At 70.9% G+C, this 19029-nt stretch carries 21 protein-coding genes; 10 read left to right on the top strand and 11 right to left on the bottom strand.

Going from position 1 to position 19029, the window contains the following annotated elements:
- The first annotated feature begins 111 nt into the window (after positions 1 to 111).
- Both HN013_RS01845 and HN013_RS01840 read left to right on the top strand, forming a co-directional pair.
- The gene (locus tag HN013_RS01845) at positions 112 to 747 is read left to right on the top strand and encodes a hypothetical protein (protein WP_171162135.1); all 636 of its coding nucleotides are present in this window, start codon (positions 112 to 114) and stop codon (positions 745 to 747) included.
- A 341-nt stretch (positions 748 to 1088) separates the two neighbouring features.
- Complete coding sequence (locus HN013_RS01840) at positions 1089 to 2432, top strand: MFS transporter (protein WP_398977963.1); 1344 nt, start codon at positions 1089 to 1091, stop codon at positions 2430 to 2432.
- Between the two features lie 95 nt (positions 2433 to 2527).
- Here the strand turns inward: HN013_RS01840 and HN013_RS01835 are convergent, their stop codons facing one another.
- A complete protein-coding gene (locus tag HN013_RS01835) occupies positions 2528 to 2761 on the bottom strand; it encodes a hypothetical protein (RefSeq protein ID WP_171162133.1) in 234 nt (77 codons plus the stop codon).
- A 67-nt stretch (positions 2762 to 2828) separates the two neighbouring features.
- Between HN013_RS01835 and map the strand changes: the two genes are divergently transcribed.
- Both map and HN013_RS01825 read left to right on the top strand, forming a co-directional pair.
- Entirely contained in the window at positions 2829 to 3686 is an 858-nt protein-coding gene (gene map / locus HN013_RS01830; protein ID WP_171162131.1) for a type I methionyl aminopeptidase, read from the top strand.
- 199 nt (positions 3687 to 3885) lie between these two features.
- Positions 3886 to 4548, top strand: coding sequence for a heme oxygenase (biliverdin-producing) (locus HN013_RS01825; RefSeq protein ID WP_171162128.1), 663 nt, complete (start codon positions 3886 to 3888; stop codon positions 4546 to 4548).
- A gap of 24 nt (positions 4549 to 4572) precedes the next feature.
- Here HN013_RS01825 and HN013_RS01820 read toward each other — a convergent pair whose 3' ends face one another.
- From HN013_RS01820 to HN013_RS01810, 3 genes are read right to left on the bottom strand one after another with little or no spacing between them, the layout of a single operon-like run.
- The gene (locus tag HN013_RS01820) at positions 4573 to 5235 is read right to left on the bottom strand and encodes a PhzF family phenazine biosynthesis protein (protein WP_171162126.1); all 663 of its coding nucleotides are present in this window, start codon (positions 5233 to 5235) and stop codon (positions 4573 to 4575) included.
- Complete coding sequence (locus HN013_RS01815; RefSeq protein ID WP_171162124.1) at positions 5232 to 5534, bottom strand: DUF6255 family natural product biosynthesis protein; 303 nt, start codon at positions 5532 to 5534, stop codon at positions 5232 to 5234. The genes HN013_RS01820 and HN013_RS01815 overlap by 4 nt, the downstream gene beginning before the upstream one ends.
- Complete coding sequence (locus HN013_RS01810) at positions 5531 to 6475, bottom strand: ATP-binding protein (RefSeq protein WP_171162122.1); 945 nt, start codon at positions 6473 to 6475, stop codon at positions 5531 to 5533. Before HN013_RS01810 ends, HN013_RS01815 begins: the two co-directional genes overlap by 4 nt.
- A 201-nt stretch (positions 6476 to 6676) precedes the next feature.
- Between HN013_RS01810 and HN013_RS01805 the strand changes: the two genes are divergently transcribed.
- From HN013_RS01805 to HN013_RS01795, 3 genes are read left to right on the top strand one after another with little or no spacing between them, the layout of a single operon-like run.
- Positions 6677 to 7531, top strand: coding sequence for a helix-turn-helix transcriptional regulator (locus HN013_RS01805; protein ID WP_171162120.1), 855 nt, complete (start codon positions 6677 to 6679; stop codon positions 7529 to 7531).
- On the top strand, positions 7528 to 7770 hold the full coding sequence (locus HN013_RS01800) for a DUF397 domain-containing protein (protein ID WP_171162118.1): 243 nt from the start codon (positions 7528 to 7530) through the stop codon (positions 7768 to 7770). Before HN013_RS01805 ends, HN013_RS01800 begins: the two co-directional genes overlap by 4 nt.
- Positions 7767 to 8000 (top strand): DUF397 domain-containing protein, encoded by a 234-nt coding sequence (locus tag HN013_RS01795; RefSeq protein ID WP_171162116.1) that lies wholly within the window; start codon positions 7767 to 7769, stop codon positions 7998 to 8000. The genes HN013_RS01800 and HN013_RS01795 overlap by 4 nt, the downstream gene beginning before the upstream one ends.
- Positions 8001 to 8028: 28 nt before the next feature.
- Here the strand turns inward: HN013_RS01795 and HN013_RS01790 are convergent, their stop codons facing one another.
- The 4 genes from HN013_RS01790 to HN013_RS01775 all read right to left on the bottom strand — a co-directional run bounded on the left by HN013_RS01790 (position 8029) and on the right by HN013_RS01775 (position 13301).
- Positions 8029 to 9090, bottom strand: a complete 1062-nt coding sequence (locus HN013_RS01790) for a terpene synthase family protein (RefSeq protein ID WP_171162114.1) — start codon at positions 9088 to 9090, stop codon at positions 8029 to 8031.
- A gap of 17 nt (positions 9091 to 9107) precedes the next feature.
- The gene (locus HN013_RS01785) at positions 9108 to 10598 is read right to left on the bottom strand and encodes a hypothetical protein (protein ID WP_171162112.1); all 1491 of its coding nucleotides are present in this window, start codon (positions 10596 to 10598) and stop codon (positions 9108 to 9110) included.
- A gap of 148 nt (positions 10599 to 10746) precedes the next feature.
- The gene (locus tag HN013_RS01780) at positions 10747 to 12123 is read right to left on the bottom strand and encodes a cytochrome P450 (RefSeq protein ID WP_312018461.1); all 1377 of its coding nucleotides are present in this window, start codon (positions 12121 to 12123) and stop codon (positions 10747 to 10749) included.
- Positions 12124 to 12221: 98 nt separating this feature from the next.
- Positions 12222 to 13301 (bottom strand): polyprenyl synthetase family protein, encoded by a 1080-nt coding sequence (locus HN013_RS01775; RefSeq protein WP_171162107.1) that lies wholly within the window; start codon positions 13299 to 13301, stop codon positions 12222 to 12224.
- 632 nt (positions 13302 to 13933) lie between these two features.
- On the opposite strand from HN013_RS01775, the gene HN013_RS01770 reads away from it, so the two are divergent.
- Entirely contained in the window at positions 13934 to 14101 is a 168-nt protein-coding gene (locus HN013_RS01770; protein WP_171162105.1) for a hypothetical protein, read from the top strand.
- Between the two features lie 150 nt (positions 14102 to 14251).
- Here HN013_RS01770 and HN013_RS01765 read toward each other — a convergent pair whose 3' ends face one another.
- The 3 genes from HN013_RS01765 to HN013_RS01755 form a co-directional block, all read right to left on the bottom strand.
- Positions 14252 to 14521 (bottom strand): hypothetical protein, encoded by a 270-nt coding sequence (locus HN013_RS01765; RefSeq protein WP_171162102.1) that lies wholly within the window; start codon positions 14519 to 14521, stop codon positions 14252 to 14254.
- A 100-nt stretch (positions 14522 to 14621) separates the two neighbouring features.
- The gene (locus HN013_RS01760; RefSeq protein ID WP_171162100.1) at positions 14622 to 15707 is read right to left on the bottom strand and encodes a hypothetical protein; all 1086 of its coding nucleotides are present in this window, start codon (positions 15705 to 15707) and stop codon (positions 14622 to 14624) included.
- Between the two features lie 231 nt (positions 15708 to 15938).
- Positions 15939 to 17141, bottom strand: a complete 1203-nt coding sequence (locus HN013_RS01755; RefSeq protein ID WP_171162098.1) for an MFS transporter — start codon at positions 17139 to 17141, stop codon at positions 15939 to 15941.
- 93 nt (positions 17142 to 17234) lie between these two features.
- Here HN013_RS01755 and HN013_RS01750 point away from each other — a divergent pair, with 93 nt between their 5' ends.
- Both HN013_RS01750 and HN013_RS32610 read left to right on the top strand, forming a co-directional pair.
- Positions 17235 to 17840: a TetR/AcrR family transcriptional regulator gene (locus HN013_RS01750; RefSeq protein WP_171162095.1), complete on the top strand. Its 606-nt coding sequence runs from the start codon at positions 17235 to 17237 to the stop codon at positions 17838 to 17840.
- Between the two features lie 45 nt (positions 17841 to 17885).
- Positions 17886 to 19025, top strand: a complete 1140-nt coding sequence (locus tag HN013_RS32610; protein ID WP_312018468.1) for an IS5 family transposase — start codon at positions 17886 to 17888, stop codon at positions 19023 to 19025.
- Positions 19026 to 19029 lie beyond the last annotated feature (4 nt).

Below are 19029 nucleotides of genomic sequence, written 5' to 3'. Positions count from 1 at the left end.
CCACGCCCGGCCGTCCCGAGACGGCCGGGCGCAGCACCACCGGGGCACGAACGGGTGAGCCGGACCCGGTCCCGGTTTTTCGCCCGGCGTGTCGCGGAAGGATGGTGAGCCATGGACGCTGTGCGTGTCGCGCTGTTGCGCGAAGTGCTCGCCGGGACCGAGTGGTTGCGGGACACGCGCCGTTTCGCCGGGGCGCTGCGCGGCTCGGTCGGGGCGCACGGCGGGGGGCTGCTGCTCCTCGGGACGGCGGAGTACGAACCCTGGCACCTGGCGGCGCACCTGGACGAGGAGGCCGCCCGGTCCGGCCGTCCCGGGCTGCACCCCACGCTCGTCCGCCACCGGGTGCCGCCCGGGGCCCCGGCGCACCTGGCGTCCGGTCTCGACCGGCTGACGGGCGCCGGGCGTGGCCGGACGCTGCTGGTGGTGGCGCCGCAGGGCGGCCCGCCGCCCGGGGAGGCGCTGCTGGAGCGGGTGGACGACGTCCGGCGCGGCGGGGCGACCGTCCTCGCGCTGGACGGCGGAACGCCGGACGGCGGGGCCGGGGCGACGGGGGGTGATGCGCGGGAGCTCCGTACGCTCGCCCACGAGGTCCTGTCCGCGCCAGCCTCAGCCGGGCTGGATCTGGACACAGTCCAGCACCTGGTCAGCGCCGCAGCGGGCGAGGACGTACCGCCCGGGCGCCGCTTCCGCGACCGGCTCTCCCGGCTGGCCGCCCGGCTCACGGCCCCTCCCCCGGAGCCGTGGTGAACGGGCTCGCGCGGCGCCTCCGGGCGCGTAAGGCGCCTCCCCGGCACTCGGCGCGCACCTCCGCGCCGTCGGCTTCCCCCGCCCCCTCCCGCGTGAGACCCGTCACGCGCCGCGGACGCGTCGCCCACCACGGGCGCGGCGGGCGCGGCCGCCCCGACCGGCACCGCAGGCCCGCCACACACCGCAAACTTCCCGTACATCGTGGGCTTTTCGCGACATTCCGGGGATTTGCCCGCCGCCACACCCTCCGCCCCCTCCGCTCCTTCTGGAGCTCACGCCCCGCCCGGCGCCAGGGGAAAAACGTTTGCTCGGAACAGTCCGCCCACGGACCATGGTCCCCCGTGACCGAGCAAGACCCCCCTGCATCCCCAGCCACCCCCGCCGCCGCTGCCCCCCTGGGCCGGTTGCGGTCCCTCCTCCCCGACCTGACCCCCTGGCGCTCGTCGCGCGACTTCCGGCGGATGTGGATGGCGGGGCTCGTCACCGTCTTCGGCAGCTTCCTGACCTTCGTCGCCCTCCCGGTCCAGCTCAAGGAGCTCACCGGCTCGGCCCTCGCCGTCGGTGCGATCGGCGCGGTGGAGCTCGTCCCGCTGATCGTCTTCGGCCTCTGGGGCGGTGCCCTCGCGGACGCCCTCGACCGCCGCAAACTGATCCTCTGGACCGAGGCCGGACTCGGCGTCCTCAGCGGCCTCCTGCTGCTCAACACCCTGCTGCCGCACCCGCTGGTCTGGCCGCTCTACGTGGTGGCCGGCCTGGTCAGCGCGCTCACCGGACTCCAGCGCCCGGCCCTCCAGTCGATCGTCCCCCGCATCGTCGCGCACGATCAACTCCCCGCCGCCATCGCGCTGAACACGATGCGCTGGCAGGTCGGCGCCATCGCCGGACCGTCGCTGGCGGGCGTGATCATAGCCTTCGGCGGACTGGAGTGGGCCTACGCCCTGGACATCGCCTCCTACGCGATCTCCGTCCTCCTCACCGTCGGCCTCGCCGCCTCCCCCGCCGCGCACGACGCGGAGAAGCCGTCCCTGCGCGGCATCCTGGACGGCGCCCGCTACGCCTGGAACCGCAAGGAACTGCTCGGCACCTACGCGGTCGACATGGCGGCGATGTTCTTCGCCTTCCCCAACGCGGTCTTCCCGTTCCTCGCCGACGACCTCGACGCCCGCTGGGCGCTCGGCCTGATGTACGCGGCCGGTGCCATCGGCTCCCTGGCGGTCAGCCTGACCAGCGGCTGGGTCTCCCGCATCCACCGGCACGGCCGGATGGTGGCCGGGGCGGCGCTCGCCTGGGGCGCGGCGATGGCCCTTGCGGGCTGGATGGACTCGATCTGGCTGGTGCTGGTGATGCTGGCGCTGGCCGGCGCGGCCGACACGGTCAGCGGCCTGTTCCGCTCGGCGATGTGGGACCAGACCATCCCCGACGAGCTGCGCGGCCGCCTCGCGGGCATCGAACTGCTCTCCTACTCGGTCGGCCCACAGCTCGGCCAGGTCCGCGCGGGCGGGATGGCCGCCCTCACCAACGTCCGCGCCTCGGTGTGGGCGGGCGGCCTGGCCTGCGTGGCCTCGGTGGGCCTGCTGGCCCTCGCCCTGCCCAAGCTCCTCTCCTACGACCAGCGCACCGACGAGCACGCCGTCCGCATGCGCGAACGGCGGGCCCGGGCGACGGAGGTGGCGGAGGCGGCGTGAGGTGAGGCGAGGCGAGGGCCGGAGGCCAATGGGCACGGGACCGACGGGCGCTCGGGCCGACGGGCGCGGGATCGACGGGCCGCGCCCTCACCCCGTCACCCCGTACCGCCGCCCCCGCCCTCCCGCTCGTCGTTCCAGCGCGGGTCCTGCCGCCACGCCTCATTGCGCTCGCGCGCGGTCTCCATGGCGTGGGACGCCTCTTCGCGGGTGTCGTACGGACCCATGCGGTCGGCCGCGCGGCACTCGGGGCCCTCCTCGACCGTGCCGTGTTTGAGGCAGTAGTACCACTCGCCCGGCTTGCCCGCCGTACGCTTCTTGAACAGGGCCATCGGGTCTCCTCCTCTGCGGGGCTCTCGCCCCCATGCTCCCCGACCGGCCGTGACTACACTCGCAGGCATGTCTGGCCAGTCACTTCTCGTCCCCGGGACACTCTCTCCCGCCCGCCCCGTGCCCGCCTCGATCCCGCGGCCCGAGTACGTCGGCAAGGACGCCCCCACCCCGTACAGCGGCCCCGAGGTCCAGGACGCCGAAACGATCGAGCGGATGCGGATCGCGGGCCGCATCGCCGCGCAGGCGATGGAGGAGGCGGCCAAGCACATCGCGCCCGGCGTGACCACGGACGAACTCGACCGGGTCGCGCACGAGTACATGTGCGACCACGGCGCCTACCCCTCGACGCTCGGCTACCGCGGTTACCCCAAGTCCCTCTGCTCCTCGGTCAACGAGGTCATCTGCCACGGCATCCCCGACTCGACCGTGCTGCGCGACGGCGACATCGTCAACCTGGACGTGACGGCCTTCATCGGCGGCGTGCACGGCGACAACAACGCGACCTACCTCTGCGGCGACGTGGACGAGGAGTCCCGGCTGCTGGTGGAGCGCACCCGGGAGGCGCTGAACCGGGCGATCAAGGCGGTCAAGCCGGGGCGCCGGATCAACATCATCGGCCGCGTCATCGAGTCGTACGCCAAGCGCTTCGGCTACGGCGTGGTCCGTGACTTCACCGGCCACGGGATCAACTCGTCCTTCCACTCGGGCCTGATCGTCCCCCACTACGACAGTCCGCACCACGACACCCTCATCCGGCCCGGGATGACCTTCACCATCGAGCCGATGCTGACGCTGGGCACCTACGAGTACGACATGTGGGAGGACGGCTGGACCGTCGTCACGAAGGACCGGAAGCGGACCGCGCAGTTCGAGCACACACTGGTGGTGACGGACACGGGCGCGGAGATCCTGACGCTGCCGTAGCCGGGGGCACGGAAGCCGGGGCGGGGGGAAGGTCTCCCACGGGAGCGGTGACGGCGGTATCGTCTTTTCCGACAGCGCGTCGGGAAAACGATTGACTTAGGTAAGCCTAACTAGAGAGAATCGGTTCGCGGAACGCCCCGGCGCACCCGTGGGCCGGCCGTCCTCCGCACTCCCTTCCTTCCGTCACCGGAGGTCCGCCTTGGACTCGCCCGCCACGACTCCGTTCTCCACGCTCATCCGCACGGCCTCCCACGAGCAGCACACCGAGGCCGAGAACTCGTCGTTCATAAGCGACCTGCTCGGCGGCCGGCTCGGCATCGCCGCCTACCGCCGGTACACCGAGCAGCTCTGGTTCGTCTACCGGGCCCTGGAGGCCACCGCCCCGGCGCTCGCCGACGACCCCGTCGCGGGCCCGTTCATCCGACCCGAGCTCGCCCGCACCGCGCAGCTGGAACGCGACCTCGCGCACCTCGGCGGCCCCGAGTGGCGTACGGGCCTGGTGGCGCTGCCCGCCACGGAGGCGTACGCCGCCCGGATCCAGGAGTGCGCCCGCGACTGGCCGGCCGGCTATGTCGCCCACCACTACACCCGCTACCTCGGCGACCTCTCCGGCGGCCAGGTCATCCGCGGCACCGCCGAGAAGACCTGGGGCTTCGACCGCAAGGGCGACGGCGTCCGGTTCTACGTCTTCGACGAGATCGACAACCCGGCCGCCTTCAAGCGCGAGTACCGCGAACTGCTGGACGCGCTGCCGCTCGACGACATCGAGAAGCAGCAGGTCATCACCGAGTGCAAGCGCGCGTTCGCGCTGAACACGGCGATGTTCCGGCAGCTCGGCGAGGCGTTCCCGCTGAGCGCGTGACGGCAGGGGCGCCCTGCCGCCCCCTCAGCCCGTCCGCCGCTCCACGAAACGCACCCGACCGCCCACCTCGATCATCCCGTCCGGCAGCGGCCGGGTCAGGATCCGCGAGGCCGCGCCCTGCCGGATGTCCAGGGCGCGGCCCAGTTCACCGGTGAGGACGATGGCCGCCGCACCCGTCGCCTCGTCCTCGACCACGGAGTCCCCGCGCCGCGGGAACGCCCGCGCCCGGACGCGGCCGGCCGCCTCGTCCTCCCACGCCCACGCGTACAGCCACCCCTCCCCCGGCGGCGGCGCGGGCAGCGCGTCCACCTCGGCGACGGACGCGTACCGCTCCATCCGCCGCCCGGACGCCCACTCCGGGCGACCCGCTATCCACACGGTCTCCCCGTCCCTGCGCACCGGAACCTCCCCGGCCGCCGGACGCAGCACCTCCGCTTCCTTGAGCAGCCACGCCACGCCGATGGACGGGTGCCCTGCGAACGGCAGCCGGACGCTCGGCGTCCAGATGTCGATGACCCCGCTCTCCGCGTCGTCCACGAACACCGTCTCGCTGAAGCCCAGTTCGGCGGCGAGCGCCTGCCGCCGCTCCGGTCCGGGCACGGACGCACCGTCCAGGACGACGCCGAGAGCGTTGCCGCCCCGGCCGTCCGTTCCGCAGAAGACACTGAGTACTTGGATGTCGATCATCCCTGCATGCTCCCACGCGTCCACGTCGCCACCGGCAGCCAGAAGGCGGTGCGGCTGCGGCCCCAGTGGCTGAGGTGGCGGACCGTGCGGGCAATCACGGTCGCGGCGGCACGGTCCGCGCGGGCGCTGTCGCGCGGGGACGGGGTCGGGGCCGCGGACGGCAGATCGGGCGGGCGCAGGGCGCCGTAGTCGGTGAAGCGGCGCGTTCCACAGTCGGGGCACTGTTCCTCGCCTCCGGCGGACTCCCAGCCGGAGGTGTGCCGGCAGGTGTCGACGAGACGTCCGACGGTCCGCTTCATCGTGCGCCCTCCTCCGGCCCGCCGGTCCCCGGGCAGGGGAACGCGCGGCTCCTGCTGGGGCAGGCGAGCAGCATCAGGCGAACGACGCGGCCGTCCCGGGTGGGCCATTCGAGCGGCAACTTGCGGGTGCCCGACGTGAGTTCGCCGCGCGCGTACTCCGTGATCCGCCCCGGCGGTACGCGGCTGACCGGCGGGTCGTCGCCCAGCTTGCGCTCCAGCCAGTCGAGGCAGGACGCGGCGTCGGGCAGGTGCCCGTCACGCAGCGACGGCGGCTTGGCCAGCCACGTCCGCGACGCGGCGTTGACGGCGGGCGGCTTGCCGGACTCGACGTCCAGTTCCTCGGCTCGGGTGGGCCGGCCAGGGCCGGACCAGTGGAAGGCGTGCCAGTGGGGCGGTGGGGGCGGGGGGTCGGTTCGCCGGGCGGGAGGGGTGCCCCGGTCCGGACGGCAGTCACACCCGGACTCCGCGGTGCGCAGCATCCCCCGGTCGAGGGCCTGCCGCGGAATCGGCAGCCTGCACCGGACGGTCTTCCCGCACGGCGGAGTTCGCTCGGCGTACCAGTCCCCCTCGGTAAGCCGATCGACGAGCAGCAGGCCGCGGCCTTCCTCCCGCGTCAACTGGTCGTCCTCCGCTTGCCACTTCAGCGCAGGCAGCACCGGCGAGTCGTCCCGCACCCCGACGTGCAGAAACCCGTCCCGCACCCGGAGCGACAGCCCGCAGCGCGGGTCGCGCACATGCTTCACCACGTTCGCCAGCAGCTCCCCCACGACGAGCAGGGCGTCGTCCACGATCCCCAAGTCGCGGTACGAGCCGCCCCCCAGCGGCTCGACCAGCCCCCACCACCGCAGTTGCAGCCGCACGAAACGGCGCACTTGCGGCAGCTCGATTCGGGTGAGCGCGAGGGTCATCTCAAGTTTCAGATCTTGCACAGGGACCGTCATGGCGTCTCCAAGGCACGGGCGCGCGCAGCGCGCCAGGCACGGGTGGGCAATGGGTCACACCTCGGGTGCGCTGTGTGATGACGGTCATAGTGGACTGCCGGGAGGCGCTTGGGCAAGTCTTCCCTCAGAAGGCATACACCCCCAGAGTGGACTTGGCATATGCCACCTCAGAGGGCCCTGCGAATGGGCCATCATGCAGCCATGGAACAGAGGAGCATGCCCACGATGAGGAGCAAGCGGCTCGGCAACGAGCTCCGTTCTCTCCGCAAAGCCAGCAAGCTCAGCACCCTTCAGGTCGCCGAGCACTTGAGCTGTGGGCAGCCGAAGATCTCCAAGATCGAGAACGGTGAACGAGGTGTACGACCCGCCGACCTGTGCACGCTGCTCGACCTGTACGGGGTTGACGATGAGCGGTTCCGTGAACGCATCAAGCAACTGGCACGCGACGTGCACAAGGTGGACTGGTGGTCCGCGCAAGGACCCCTGATCCACGACACGTTGAGGGACTACCTGACGCTGGAGGCGGATTCCTCGCTGATTCGCGAGTACGAGTCCATGCTGGTTCCAGGCATCCTTCAGAGCGAGGGATACATGAGGGAGATGTTCTCCTACTCCCAGTCCAAGGAACAAGCTGAAATGCTCGTGGAGACCCGCATGGCGCGCAAGCGCCTCCTGGACGACCACTTGGGGTTCCGCCTGCGTGCCGTCATCGATGAGCCGGCCCTTCATCGACTGTCGGGCGACCGACACGTCGCAATTGAGCAGTTGACTCTGCTCAGCGAGGCATCCCTGCGCCCCAACGTCACCATCCAAGTGCTGCCGCTCAAAGCCAGGCTTCCCCTGAACCAATACCCGCCCTTCGGGCTGTACACGTTCCGTGGCACGTCATCCATGAACGTGGTGTGGCTGGAGCACCTCAACGGTGGAACATTGCTGGAGCAGGAGAGCACAGTTCAAGACTATTCCCGCGCCTGGGAAGAACTCACCGCAGCAGCGCTGGCACCTTCAGCGTCCCGAAAGTTCATCCAAGGACTCATCGAGGAATACCGCAAATGACTTCCGCAGACCTTGCAGTGATACCGAAGTTGCCCGCCCAGTGGCACACCAGCAGTTACAGCGGGCGCGACAACAATTGCCTGGAGCACACAACCCTCAGCACCTCCGTACATGCCGTCCGCGACACCAAGGACCCTGACCGCCGCACCACTCTCACCTTCACAGCCGCTACTTGGCAGGCATTCGTGGATGTCATCGCGACATCGCACACCACTCCAGGGGAGGCATTTCCTCGATGAGCGCAGCCGATAAGGCAGACCTCTACTCGACAGACGTTTCGACACTGCGCTGGCAGAAGAGCAGCCTCACCGCGAACAACGGTGACTGCTTCGAATTGGCGGGACTACCCGGCGGCGGCGTCGCCGTGCGGGACTCGAAGAACCCCGACCGGGACCCCTTGTTCTTCGACGCCCGCGAGTGGGAAGCGTTCAAGGGAGGCGTCATAAAGGGCGACTTCGACAACCTCTGAGCACGTCTCACGACGCCTCGCCGGGTGCTCAGCAGGGGAATTCCCCCCGGGGTGTGTGGACGGTGGGCATGTACGTGATGGTCACCGGGCCGGGGAGCACTCGGCTGCCGTCGTGGTCGAGGCCGTGGTACCGGCTGGAGCTCTGCATGATGCGGAGGTTTCCGGTGATGAAGAAGCCGAGTCCGTCCGCGTAGGCGGCCACGTCGGATCGGTCGCCGAATGTGCTGCGGATTTCGTCGCGTACGCGCACATAGTCCCGCTCGGTTCGGTGAACCAGCCCGGCGACCTTGTCGACCGCGGTTTGCAGGTCGAGCCGGTCGTGCCGCATCAGCTCGATGATCGTGTTCGTCGCTTCATGGGCGCTGAGTTCCTTGACGAGTGAGTAGCAGTCGTTGGCCAGTGCCAGGTGCCAGATGGCGTAGTGCTGGGCGGACCGGACCAGCGGGTGGTCGGCCAGAGGGCCCAGGTCGATGCCGAGGGAGAATTCGAGCAGGGCGCATGCCCATGTGCGGAAGTGAACCCTCACGCGCCGTTCGGCGTAGGCGGCGAGGTCGGTCGTGTGGTTGTGGTGGCGGTGGACGGCCTCGTCCAGGAAGGCGTCCGCCGCGTCTTGCCAGCCGTCGCGGAGGCGTCGGGCAACAGCGGTAGATGCGTAGGGCGCGCATGCCTCGATGGAGTCGTACACGAAGTGGTAGGCCGCGTCGGCTTCCGGTGGTGGACGCTCGCCGGCGAATACCGCGCTCCACTGGGCATGGTGTTCCTTGAGGGCGGTCAGATTGCCCTGGAGGCCAGGCTTGCTGAAGGTGTCGTCGAGCAGCGTGGCCGGGAGGATCGAATTGGCGACGGCCTGTGCCCGGTCCTCAAGGACATGGGGATAGCCGAGGCAGGCGTAATGGGCGTGCCCTTGCGCAAGGAAGCGGTCGGCTCGGTCCTCGTCGCCGAAGTAGTCCACGAGGTAGGGCCTGGAGAAGGTGTGAGCGCGCTCGTCGAGTTCGGCGCAGCGCGGGTGGCAGGCTTCCGGAAGGCTGGTGCGGATCTCGGGGATCCGGAAGACGGTTCCGGCGGGGATCGTGAAGTCGTAGGGGTCCACTGGTCCTCCTCGGCGAGTCACGGCAGGGCGAGTTGTTCGATCCGTGCGAGGGCGGTGCGGTGCAGCACGGGCACGAGGGGGCGCAGGCAGTACAGCGTTTTGCCGAGCCACAGGGCCGTCTCCCGGGGCCGGTGGATGGTGAGGTAGGTATGGGCGGCGCCGAGGGCGTCAGTCGTCCTGGCGGTGCAGGCGGGGCCGTGGCTGTGGGCCGCGGTGGCCAGGCCGTGGACGGCGTAACCGGTCTCCTCGGCTGTGGAGTTGTGCAGCCCCCATCCGCCGTCCGCGTTCTGTGTGGCCAGCAGACTTCCCACGGCCTGGATGCAGAGGGGGGCCGCCAAGGGGTGGTCGATACCCGCGGTGACCCGGGCAAGCTCACCGTGCGTGTAGGCCGGGGACAGGTGCCATTTGCACAGCGTCCGGCCTTCGCCGACCGCCTGGTTCAGCCAGCGCAGCACCCGCGTCAGGCGGTCGTGGCGTCCGTCGAGGGCGAGTACGGCGGCCATATGGATGTTGGTGGTGATCGACGGGTCGTGCTCGAACAGGAAGGTGCGGTAGCACCCCTGGGAAGGTGCGTAGAGCGGGTCGAGGCGGGAGGAGTCGGGAACCTTCCGGCCCATGATCCGTGCGGCGAGCATGGCGCAGGCCGTGCTGTCGCTGTCGCCGGGGACGGTGAGTCCTCCGCCCAGGGTGCTGACCGTGCAGAGCAGACCGGACGGGTGGGCCAGATCCACGCAGAGCGCGTCCAGCGCCGCCGGGTCCGGGGCAGGTGCGGATCCCGCCGCGTCCTCGAACATGATCGACCACGCGGTGGTGAAGTGGGGAACCCAGTCCAGGTAGCCGACAGGAACGGGGCAGGTGTGCAGGTAGTGACGCAGGCGGTCGATGCGCTCGGGCGGCACGCCCTTGCCGCGGCGCTGCGCTTCGAGGAAGAAGAAGGCCGAAGCGCCTGGAGCGTTGGACACGGATCCGTTGGGAGCCTGAAAGGCTTCCAGGAAGGCGCCGGCGTCGATGGTCTCGTCCCCGTAGACGCGTTCGGCGCAGTAGCCGGCGATGGACCGGTCCGGGTCGAGGAAACGGTCCCAGGTGCGCATCCGGCGCCACTTGGCGCGCTCACGGCCGACGACGGCGGCCACGGGGCCGGGGTGCCGGGGCACCGGCCAGCCGCGTTGAACGCACAACCGGTCCAGGGCGTCCACGAGGCCGCCGAAGGTCAGGGTCTCCAGCACACCGGTGGGATCCGGGGGAACCAGCGCAGCCAGTGCCGACAGAGCGGGCTCGGCCAGGGAGCGCCGGCCCGCGTTGTACAGGGCGAGGGCGGCGGCGTAGGTCGACAGATAGCAGTCGTACCAGTTGACCTCGGGAGGAACACCCCAGGAGGTGGGGGTCGTGCGGTGCTCGGTGAGCCACTGCACGCACGCCGGCTGCTGCGGGCCCTCGGCCAGGGACACCGCTGCGACGTCGTACACCGAAGGAGACAGCTCATCCAGCTGCGGGAACGCACCTGCCATGATTCCTCCAGGATCATGGAAGTAGGGCGAGGCTCACGCTCGTTGCGGCGCCCGGGAGTTCGGGAACGGGGCCCAGGGCCGCCGCGGGATCAGCGACTTCACCGGGATCGTCTGCCGCCTCGGCCGCGGACCGGCGTCACTGCCGCGGCTAGCTGTTCACCGGGCTTTCGGTGCCGGCCGGTATCCGGGCGACGGCTCGCATCCGCAGCCCGCCGGGGTGCAGTGCGAGGCCGAGGGTGGGGCGGACGGGCGTACCGGGGAGGGGCTCAAGGCGCCACCGGCCGACGATGGTTGCCAGGGCGAGCACCATCTCGGTGGTGCTGAACCGGTCCCCGATGCACTTGCGGGCTCCTCCGCCGAAGGGGATGAACGCCGCGCGCCGGGGTGGACAGGGGTGGTCGGGTGCCCACCGGTCCGGGTCGAAGCGGTCGGGGTCGGGATACAGATCGGCCTGGCGGTGGAGGGGATAGGGGCTGCAGACGATGGACGTCCCTGCGGGGACCGCGTATCGGCCCAGGTGGGTGTCGGCCGTGCAGGTGCGGGTGAAGATCCAGCCGGGAGGCCACAGGCGCAGGGTCTCGGTGAGGACGCGGTCGGTCAGCTCCAGGTGCGGCAGGTCGGCGTGGGTGGCCGGGCGGCCGTCCAGGACGGCGTCGACCTCGGTGTGCAGCCGTTTCTCGATCTCGGGGTGCTGCCCCAGCAGGTGCAGCGCCGAGGCCAGGACGGATGCGGACGTATCGGCGCCCCCGAGAAAGAACGTGACGACCTGATCGATGATCTCCTCGTCGGTCAGCTTCTGTTCGGCGGGCCCGGAGTCGGGGTCGCAGGCGGTCAGGAGCATCGACAGCAGATCGCCGTGATCGGTGCCGGCGGCCCGGCGTTCGGTGACGATGTGCTGGAGGGTACGGGGCAGACGGGCTCGCGCCTGGTGGTAGCGGCGGTTGCCGCGGGTGGGCAACCGGTCCAGCAGCCGCGGTGTCGCCATCCGCACGGGAATGGCGTTGAGAAGGGTGTTGACGTCGCCGAGGGCTTGGCTGAGCACCTCGGGCGGCGTGGCGGTCGAGAAGAGTGTGTCGGCCGTGATCCTGGCCGAGAGCTCCTGCATGACGGCGAACACGTCGAGGATCTGGCCGTCCTGCCAGGATCCGGTTGCCTCGACGGTCCGGGCGGTGATGGCCGGGGCATAGCCGGGGAGCCTGGCGGGGTGGAAGGCGGGCTGGAGCAGGCGCCGCTGACGGCGGTGCTCATCGTGCGGACAGGTTCCCAGACCGTTGCCGGCGAACTCCCGGACCCGGTCGAAGACCGGTCCGCCTTTGTCGAAGGTCCGGTCATCGCGCAGGACTTCGCCCATGAGATCCGGGGAGCACACCACGAGCACCTGCAGCGGGCCCACACGGACCCGCACTAGGTCTCCGTCTTCGGGCAGGCGAGTGAGGAACCCCAGGGGGTCGCGCAGCAACGGGATCAGGTGGCCCAGCAGCGGCAGACCGCCGGCGGCGGAAGGGATGGGACTGGGGTACTTCACATCGGCTCCTGGTGATTGAACCTGTTGGCGGTCGTCATGCGGAGAGGCTGAGCCGCCTCGGCAGGTCGCGCCCGTGGCCTCAGGTGGCAAGGGCGGGTTCATGAGGCCCTCACCGTGGCGGCGTCGGCGAGCAGCCGCAGGTGGGCGATGGCACGGGACGGGAAGGGCGCGGTCTCCAGTACGCGGAGCGCCCGCGCCTGGAAGGCGCTGATCATCTCTTCCACCTCGTCCCGGGCGCCGGTGGCGATGAACACCTCACGGATGCGGTCGGCCCCCGCCTCGTCCAGACGAGGGGCGCCGAGCAGGGTGCGCAGGACACGTCGCCGGCGGGCATCGGCCCGTTGGAGCGCGAGAGCGACCAGGACGGTGTGCTTGCCCTCGCGCAGATCGTCCAGCGACGGCTTCCCGGTCACCTCGGGGGTCCCGAAGACGCCGAGGAGGTCGTCGCGCAGCTGGAACGCCTCCCCGACGGGCAGGGCGTAGGCGGTCAGCGCCTCGCGCACGGCGAGCGGGGCGCCGGCGAGGGCAGCGCCGATGTGCAGGGGGCGTTCCACGGTGTACTTGGCGGTCTTGTACCGCACGATGCGCAGCGCCTGCTCGACATCCGCGGTGGGGCGGCCGGCGGCGGTGACGTCCAGGTACTGGCCGTACATCACCTCGCCGCGCATGTCGTTGATCAGCGGCAGGACCGCGCCGAGTTGGCGGGGAGTGAGGCCGGCGGCTTGCAGGAGTTCGTCCGACCAGGCCAGGGCGAGGTCGCCGACGAGGATCGCGCCGCTGGTTCCGACGTGCCGGGCGGCGGTGGCAGTGCGACCGTGCGCGTGGTGCCGCGCGAGGCGGCGGTGGACGGTGGGGGCGCCGCGGCGGCGGGCGCTGTTGTCCATGACGTCGTCGTGGATGAGGCAGAAGGCGTGGAACATCTCCAGTGACGCCGCGACCCTGATCAGCGTCCCGGGAGTGCCCTGGCCGCCGGCGGCCTGCCAGCCGCTCACACACAGCAGGGGCCTCAACCGCTTCCCGCCTGCGGCCAGGAGATCACGCAGACACCCGGTCAGCTCCTCGGGCATCCGCAGCTTCGCGGCGGTACCGGCCTTGCGCTCCAGGAAGCCGTCGAGCACGGCGGTGACCCGTCTGCGCACGGCAGCCGCGCCCGGCAGCGCGGCAACGCCCGCGGTCATCTCGCCTTCCCCCGCGCGGTGGCCGGGGCTCTCCGGGCAGGAGGCAAGGTCTCCTCCCCCAGGAACGCACGCATCTCCCCAGCACACGCCGACACCTCTTCATGCGCCGGAGCGAGTACCGGTCCCGGCCACCCCGGCCACCTCGGCAACCTCGCTCCCGCGGACGCGACTGCGGTCCCCCGCGGCACGGTCATCGCCACGCTCCGCTCTCGGACGCCGGGCGCCCGGTACGCCATGTCACCCGCCGGCCCGCGGACGGGAGCGGGCCTCGCGCCCGGCCCGGTACGCGGCACATGAAGGTTTTTGCACACTTACAGCAAAGACAATTGCCAGCACTCTGAACAGGTCCACCCAAGGGGCACATAAGCGCATTCATGGGGCGCCCTCACCAGCTGTGCGACCCCTTCCTCGCCGTCCTACTCGTCCACGTCGAGGCGTTCCACGACGCGCGGGTCGCGCAAGGGCCACAGAACGGGAGTGCAGGGCACGCCGGATACGCGCCGGGTACCAGCTCGACGGGATTGCTCGTGCGGGCGCATGGCGTATGCCGACCGCCGCGATGGAGGCCGAAGTCAACACGTGCCCGGCCGAGTTGGAGGGACCAGAGGAACGAACTGGGGCGGCCCCTGGTCGTGCGCAACGGCAGCCGGGCCGCCGCGCTGAGCACCGTGTTCAGGCTGACCCACTCCGCACGGACCCGCCGGCGCGCGCAGGCCGTCTTCGACGACGGCGGCCGACTGCCCCTTGGATGCGGACGGCTCGGCCTGCCCGGCCCGGAAGGCCTGCACCGTCGGCGGTGACTCGACGCCGGCCATCGGCCCGTTCGGGCGGAAGTCGGGGGCGGTTTCCGCGTTCTCCCGGGACGCCGGTGGCGCTCGACGGCCCGGAGCTCACCGCTCCCCACGGCCGCACGCCCGGCCGGCGGTGCGTGCGGCGGTGGGGGGCGGCGATCAGCCCAGGTCCAGTTCGTCGTCGGCGCCGTTGAGGCCCTTGTTGCCCTGGTTGACGGTGCACGTGACCAGGTCGGCGACCGCGCCGACGGCCGCGTTGCCCTGCTGGACGACGTCGTTGGCGGCGTTGCCGTTGGTGCGGGCGGGCAGGGTGGCGGAGCAGCTGCCGGTGTCGGCATGGGCGGTGCCGGCGGGCAGGGCGGCCGCGGCGCCGGTCAGTGCGGCCACGCAGGCGGCGAGGATGGCGGTCTTCTTCAGCGTCCCGGTCATGGGGCTCTCCTTGTCCGTGAGCGGTGATGGGTGAGGGGGCGTGCGGGCCGCTGGCGGCTGCACCGGCCGGTGGAGATGCCGGGCCCGGTGCCGGCGGGGGTCACCAGGCGATGACGATCAGGCCGTCGCCGCCCTTGGCGCCCGCGCCGCCGTCGTATCCGCGCTTGCCGGCCGCGGGCTTGGTGTCGCCGGTGCCGCCGGCGCCGCCGAAGCCGGGGCGATACCTGAAACGGTCGAAACGGGTGGGCGGGCGCGTTCCGCCGTTGCCGCCCCTGCCGGCTGTCGCCGGCGGGGTGTAGTAGGTGCCGTCGGGAAGCTTGATGCGTGCGGGTTGGGCTGCGGATCCGCCGGCGCCACCGGGGCCGCCGTCACCCGCGGTGTAGCGTGCGGCGCCATTCGTCCCCTGTCCGCCGTTGGAGCCCTTCTTGCCGGGAACGAACTGACGGCAGGGCTTGAACGCGAGCTTCCTGGCCGCTCCCGCGCCGCCTTCCGCCGTGGCCTTCGTCGCCTGCCCGGCAGATGCGCCCTTCTCGCTTCCCCCGCCTCCGCCGCCTCCGCCCCGGCCCCCGTGTCCGCCCTGGCCGCCGTACGCGGCCATGATGGGCAGGGTCGTGTCCTGGCGCCTGCCGGTCACGGGGTTGTACCTGCTGAGGATGCCGACCGAGGTGTGGCCCCCGGAGCTGCCGCGGGCGCCGGTGGCACCGTTCTTGCCCTTGCTGCCGTCGGTGCCCAGGAGGTTGGTGCCGCTGGACCCGCCGTCCCCGCCCGCGCCACCCGCGCCGCCCGCGTTGCCCGTTCCGGGGGAGATGATCAGCGATCCCGAGGGCGGCGCCACGCAGTGCAGGAAACTCCCTGCCCCGCCGCCTCCGCCGTTCCCTCCCGCGCCTCCGGCACCGTCCACACCGTTCGACGAGCTGTCGGTGCCGACGCCGCTCACCGCGCCCCGGCCCTCGCCGCCGCCCCCGCCGCCGGACCCTCCCGCGCCGCCTCCGCCGCCACCCGGGCCCCAGAGGTAGAAGTGCAGCTGCTTGACCCCGCCCGGCGGCGTCCAGTTCGCCGCCGTCCCCGGGGTGAACACCACATACCGCTGAGGAGCGGATTCCGCCGGCACGACCAGTTGCGAGGTCATCAGACACGCCCCCGCCAAGGTCGCCGCCGCTCCGGCCCACAGCCTCGAACGCCTCATCTGCCGCTCCTTCGCCCCCCCGCAGGGCATCGACGGTGGGTGACGATCCGTATCCAACCCGGTAATCGCCTGGTCGCAGGATCGGAAAATGCGCGGTTCACCCGCCGGTCGACCGGCGCAGCACATCCGTACGGACCGGCGGGCCGAGTTCGATCATTCCGACCGCCGAGGCCGCCCTGGCCGGCACCGGAAGTCCTTCTCCGGTACCCGGGCAGCCCGAGTGGATCTCGGTCAGCGCACAGCGTCGTTGGTACGGGCGGTCCAGATCGCCAGGGCGGCGAGCAAAGCACAGGCGCCACCGAGCCAGAGCACGCCTTGGAGCGTGAGCGTGTCGACGATGATGCCGCCGGCCAACGCGCCGAAACCGATGGACAGGTTGAACACCGCCACCCACAGCGAGGAGGCGGCTTCCACGGCCTGCGGAGCGGCCTTGATTATCCAGGTCTGGAGGCCCACAGACACACCGCCGAAGGCCAGGCCCCAGACGATCAGCAGGATGGCGCCGCCGAGCGCGGCCCGGCCCAGCAGCAGGAAGAGTGGCATCGCGGCCGTCATGGCTACGGCGATGGTCAGTACGCTGCGGTGCACGCGGCGGGAGAGCGCCGACCCGGCGACGAAGTTGCCGATCATGCCGGCCGCACCGAACCCGAACAGCAACGGACCGACATAGCGCTCGTCGATCCCCGACAGCTTCTGCAGTGCCGGGCTCACGAACGTGTAAGCGGCGAAGTGTCCGAACACGAGGAGCGCCGTCGCGATGATGCCGACGCGCACGCCCGGGTTCCGGAACTGCTCCATCAGCAGCTTGGGCCGGATGGTCTGGGAGGTGACCAGCCTCGGCAGTACCGCCAGCAGGGCGATCAGGGTCACGAGCGCCAGGGCGCTGAGTGAGGAGAAGGCGATACGCCAGCCGGTCAGATCACCGACCAGGGTGCCCAGCGGGACACCGAACACGTTCGCGGCTCCGACGCCGCCGAAGATGACCGCGGTGGCGCGAGGCACGTCCGCAGGCGCGACGAGTCGGACCGCCAGGCCGGCGGCGATCGCCCAGAAGCCGCCGACCGCTATGCCGACCAGCACCCGGGAGCCCACCAGCACCGCGAAGTTCGGCGCCAGGGCGGAGCCCAGGTTCGCGACGGTCATCAGGGCCATCAGCCCGAGCAGCAGGACGCGGCGGTTCAGTGACCCGACGATCATCGGGACCAGCGGTGCCGCGAACCCGGCGACGATGCTGGGCACCGTCACCATCAGCCCTGCCGTGCCCTCGGAGACCGACAGCGCGGACCCCACGGAGGTCAACAGACCGATCGGCAGTTGCTCTGCGGTCACCAACAGGAAGGTGCCCAGCGTCACCACACAGACCGCCATCCAGCGACTCCTGCCTGGGGTCCCTGGTTCCTGTATCTGGGTGGGGGTCTGCTCTGCGGTCGTCAACGGATCCTCCTCCATACATTCGGGAACGATCGCTCCCGTATCGGGGACCCTAGTATGGGAGCGAACGCTCCACAAGATGGGTAAGGTGAACTCATGGCACGCCCTCGACAGTTCGACGAGCAGAACGCGGTCAACTCGGCGACCGAGCTGTTCTGGCGGCGCGGTTACCACGCCACTTCAGTGCGGGACCTGGGCGACGAGCTGAAGCTCACGCCCAGCAGCCTGTACCGGACGTTCACGGACAAACACACGCTCTTTCTGCGCGCGCTCGACCACTACCGGGCCACCGAGTCGACGCAGGCCCGCCAGCGTCTGGATGCGAGTGATCGACCGGTTCGCGAGGTACTGCGGGAATGGATGCTGTGGCTGGTGACCTGCCCAGCCGGCGGCGAGTCCGGTCGCGGATGCTTTGTGGTCAACACCGCCACCGAGCTCGGCACCGCTGACGACCAGGTCCATGAGCGGACCGAGGCTGCGTTCGCGGTCACTCGGCAGGCCCTGCATGCGGTGCTGGCCGAAGGGCGGGAGCGAGGCGAGCTGTCCACCGATCTCGACATCGGTGGGGCCGCGGAATTGCTGTTCACGACAGTGCTCGGCCTGCGGGTGCGGGAGCGCGCCGGCCACGAGATGGAGCGACTGACCACCGCGATCGATCTCGCGATCCGAGCCCTGGGGGCCGCACCCGCGCAACCCGCCTGATGGTAGCGGGAGAGCGAGGGCCAGTTCGGAGCATTGATCACCCCGGTGCATCATCTCCCGGTGAGCCGTGGAGACCTGACAGACCGGCAGTGGGGCGACTGTAGCCGCTGCTGCCGCCGATACCGTCGATGGGGCACCCGCCCAGGGACCGCCGCCAGGTGTTCCGCGATCTGGTGGCGGTCCAGGACCGGCTCGCCGTGGCGAGACATCCCCGAGCGGTACGGACCGTTGGGCGACGGCATACGCCGTCTTTCGCCGCTGGCAGCGCGGCGGCGTCTGGGCCCGAATCCTGGCAGCATTATTGAACGCTACCGCCGACGCCGACGGGATCCTGGACTGGGAAGTGCCCATCGACTCCACCGCCTGCCGGGCGCATCAGCACGCTGCCGGAGCCCGCAAAAAGGGGCAGCCGGCGCGCCCACAGTGCCAGAATCGCTGGTGAGCGTCGAGCCCGACGACCACAGTCTCGGCCGCTCCCGCGGTGGGCTGACGAGCAAGGTCCACCTGGCGGTCGCCGCCTCGATGCACGTGCTGGCCGTCATCATCACCGCCGGACAGCGCGGAGATGCCCCACAGTTCCTACCGCTGATGCAACGCATCCGTGTGAGCCGCCCGGCCGGTGGACGCCCACGCACCCGACCCGACCACGTGTTGGCCGACCGCGCCTATTCCTCACGCGCGATCCGCTCCGACCTGCGCCGCCGCGGCATCGCGCACACGATCCCGGAGAAGCAGGGCCAGGCCGGACATCGCCTCCGGCGCGGTTCGGCTGGCACACGACGCCGTGTGCCAGGGTGGCGGGTATGGATTGGCGGTCTGAGAGCCCGGAACTCTGGGCGTTCCTGGAGTCCCTGCACCTTCAACGCGGAGGCCAGACTGTCTCTGAAGGCACTGGAGCCCGACCCCCTCCAGGCTTTCGCCGACCGCACAGTGGTGGGCCAAGAACTCCGCGGGACGGTTGAGAAGGTGCTTCCCATCGGCATCTTCGTCGACCTCGGGGACGGCGTTTTCGGGCTGGTCCCCTTCAGAGAGACCCACGGCCGGCCTGCGGCAAGTCCGGCAGGAGACTTCGAGGTCGGGGAGGAGATCGCCGTCGTCGTCGCGGAAATCGACCGGCCAACCCGACGGGTGTTCCTCTCCAGGCCAGAGAGCGCCCAGCACGCAGGTGTCGTGCTGCCCACGTGAACGG

This window comes from Streptomyces sp. I05A-00742 (genome assembly GCF_013055795.1).
Classification (GTDB): Bacteria; Actinomycetota; Actinomycetes; order Streptomycetales; family Streptomycetaceae; genus Streptomyces.
Note: the sequence above shows the minus strand (reverse complement) of the source record. Positions and strands in the feature narration are given on the sequence as shown.

What these genes read in the sequence shown, in the direction of transcription:
- HN013_RS01845 (WP_171162135.1), top strand. Translation starts at nt 112, where the DNA reads ATGGACGCTGTGCGTGTCGCGCTGTTGCGCGAAGTGCTCGCCGGGACC.
- HN013_RS01835 (WP_171162133.1), bottom strand. Translation starts at nt 2,761, where the DNA reads ATGGCCCTGTTCAAGAAGCGTACGGCGGGCAAGCCGGGCGAGTGGTAC.
- map (WP_171162131.1), top strand. Translation starts at nt 2,829, where the DNA reads ATGTCTGGCCAGTCACTTCTCGTCCCCGGGACACTCTCTCCCGCCCGC.
- HN013_RS01820 (WP_171162126.1), bottom strand. Translation starts at nt 5,235, where the DNA reads ATGATCGACATCCAAGTACTCAGTGTCTTCTGCGGAACGGACGGCCGG.
- HN013_RS01815 (WP_171162124.1), bottom strand. Translation starts at nt 5,534, where the DNA reads ATGAAGCGGACCGTCGGACGTCTCGTCGACACCTGCCGGCACACCTCC.
- HN013_RS01810 (WP_171162122.1), bottom strand. Translation starts at nt 6,475, where the DNA reads ATGACGGTCCCTGTGCAAGATCTGAAACTTGAGATGACCCTCGCGCTC.
- HN013_RS01805 (WP_171162120.1), top strand. Translation starts at nt 6,677, where the DNA reads ATGGAACAGAGGAGCATGCCCACGATGAGGAGCAAGCGGCTCGGCAAC.
- HN013_RS01800 (WP_171162118.1), top strand. Translation starts at nt 7,528, where the DNA reads ATGACTTCCGCAGACCTTGCAGTGATACCGAAGTTGCCCGCCCAGTGG.
- HN013_RS01795 (WP_171162116.1), top strand. Translation starts at nt 7,767, where the DNA reads ATGAGCGCAGCCGATAAGGCAGACCTCTACTCGACAGACGTTTCGACA.
- HN013_RS01785 (WP_171162112.1), bottom strand. Translation starts at nt 10,598, where the DNA reads ATGGCAGGTGCGTTCCCGCAGCTGGATGAGCTGTCTCCTTCGGTGTAC.
- HN013_RS01775 (WP_171162107.1), bottom strand. Translation starts at nt 13,301, where the DNA reads ATGACCGCGGGCGTTGCCGCGCTGCCGGGCGCGGCTGCCGTGCGCAGA.
- HN013_RS01765 (WP_171162102.1), bottom strand. Translation starts at nt 14,521, where the DNA reads ATGACCGGGACGCTGAAGAAGACCGCCATCCTCGCCGCCTGCGTGGCC.
- HN013_RS01760 (WP_171162100.1), bottom strand. Translation starts at nt 15,707, where the DNA reads ATGAGGCGTTCGAGGCTGTGGGCCGGAGCGGCGGCGACCTTGGCGGGG.
- HN013_RS01750 (WP_171162095.1), top strand. Translation starts at nt 17,235, where the DNA reads ATGGCACGCCCTCGACAGTTCGACGAGCAGAACGCGGTCAACTCGGCG.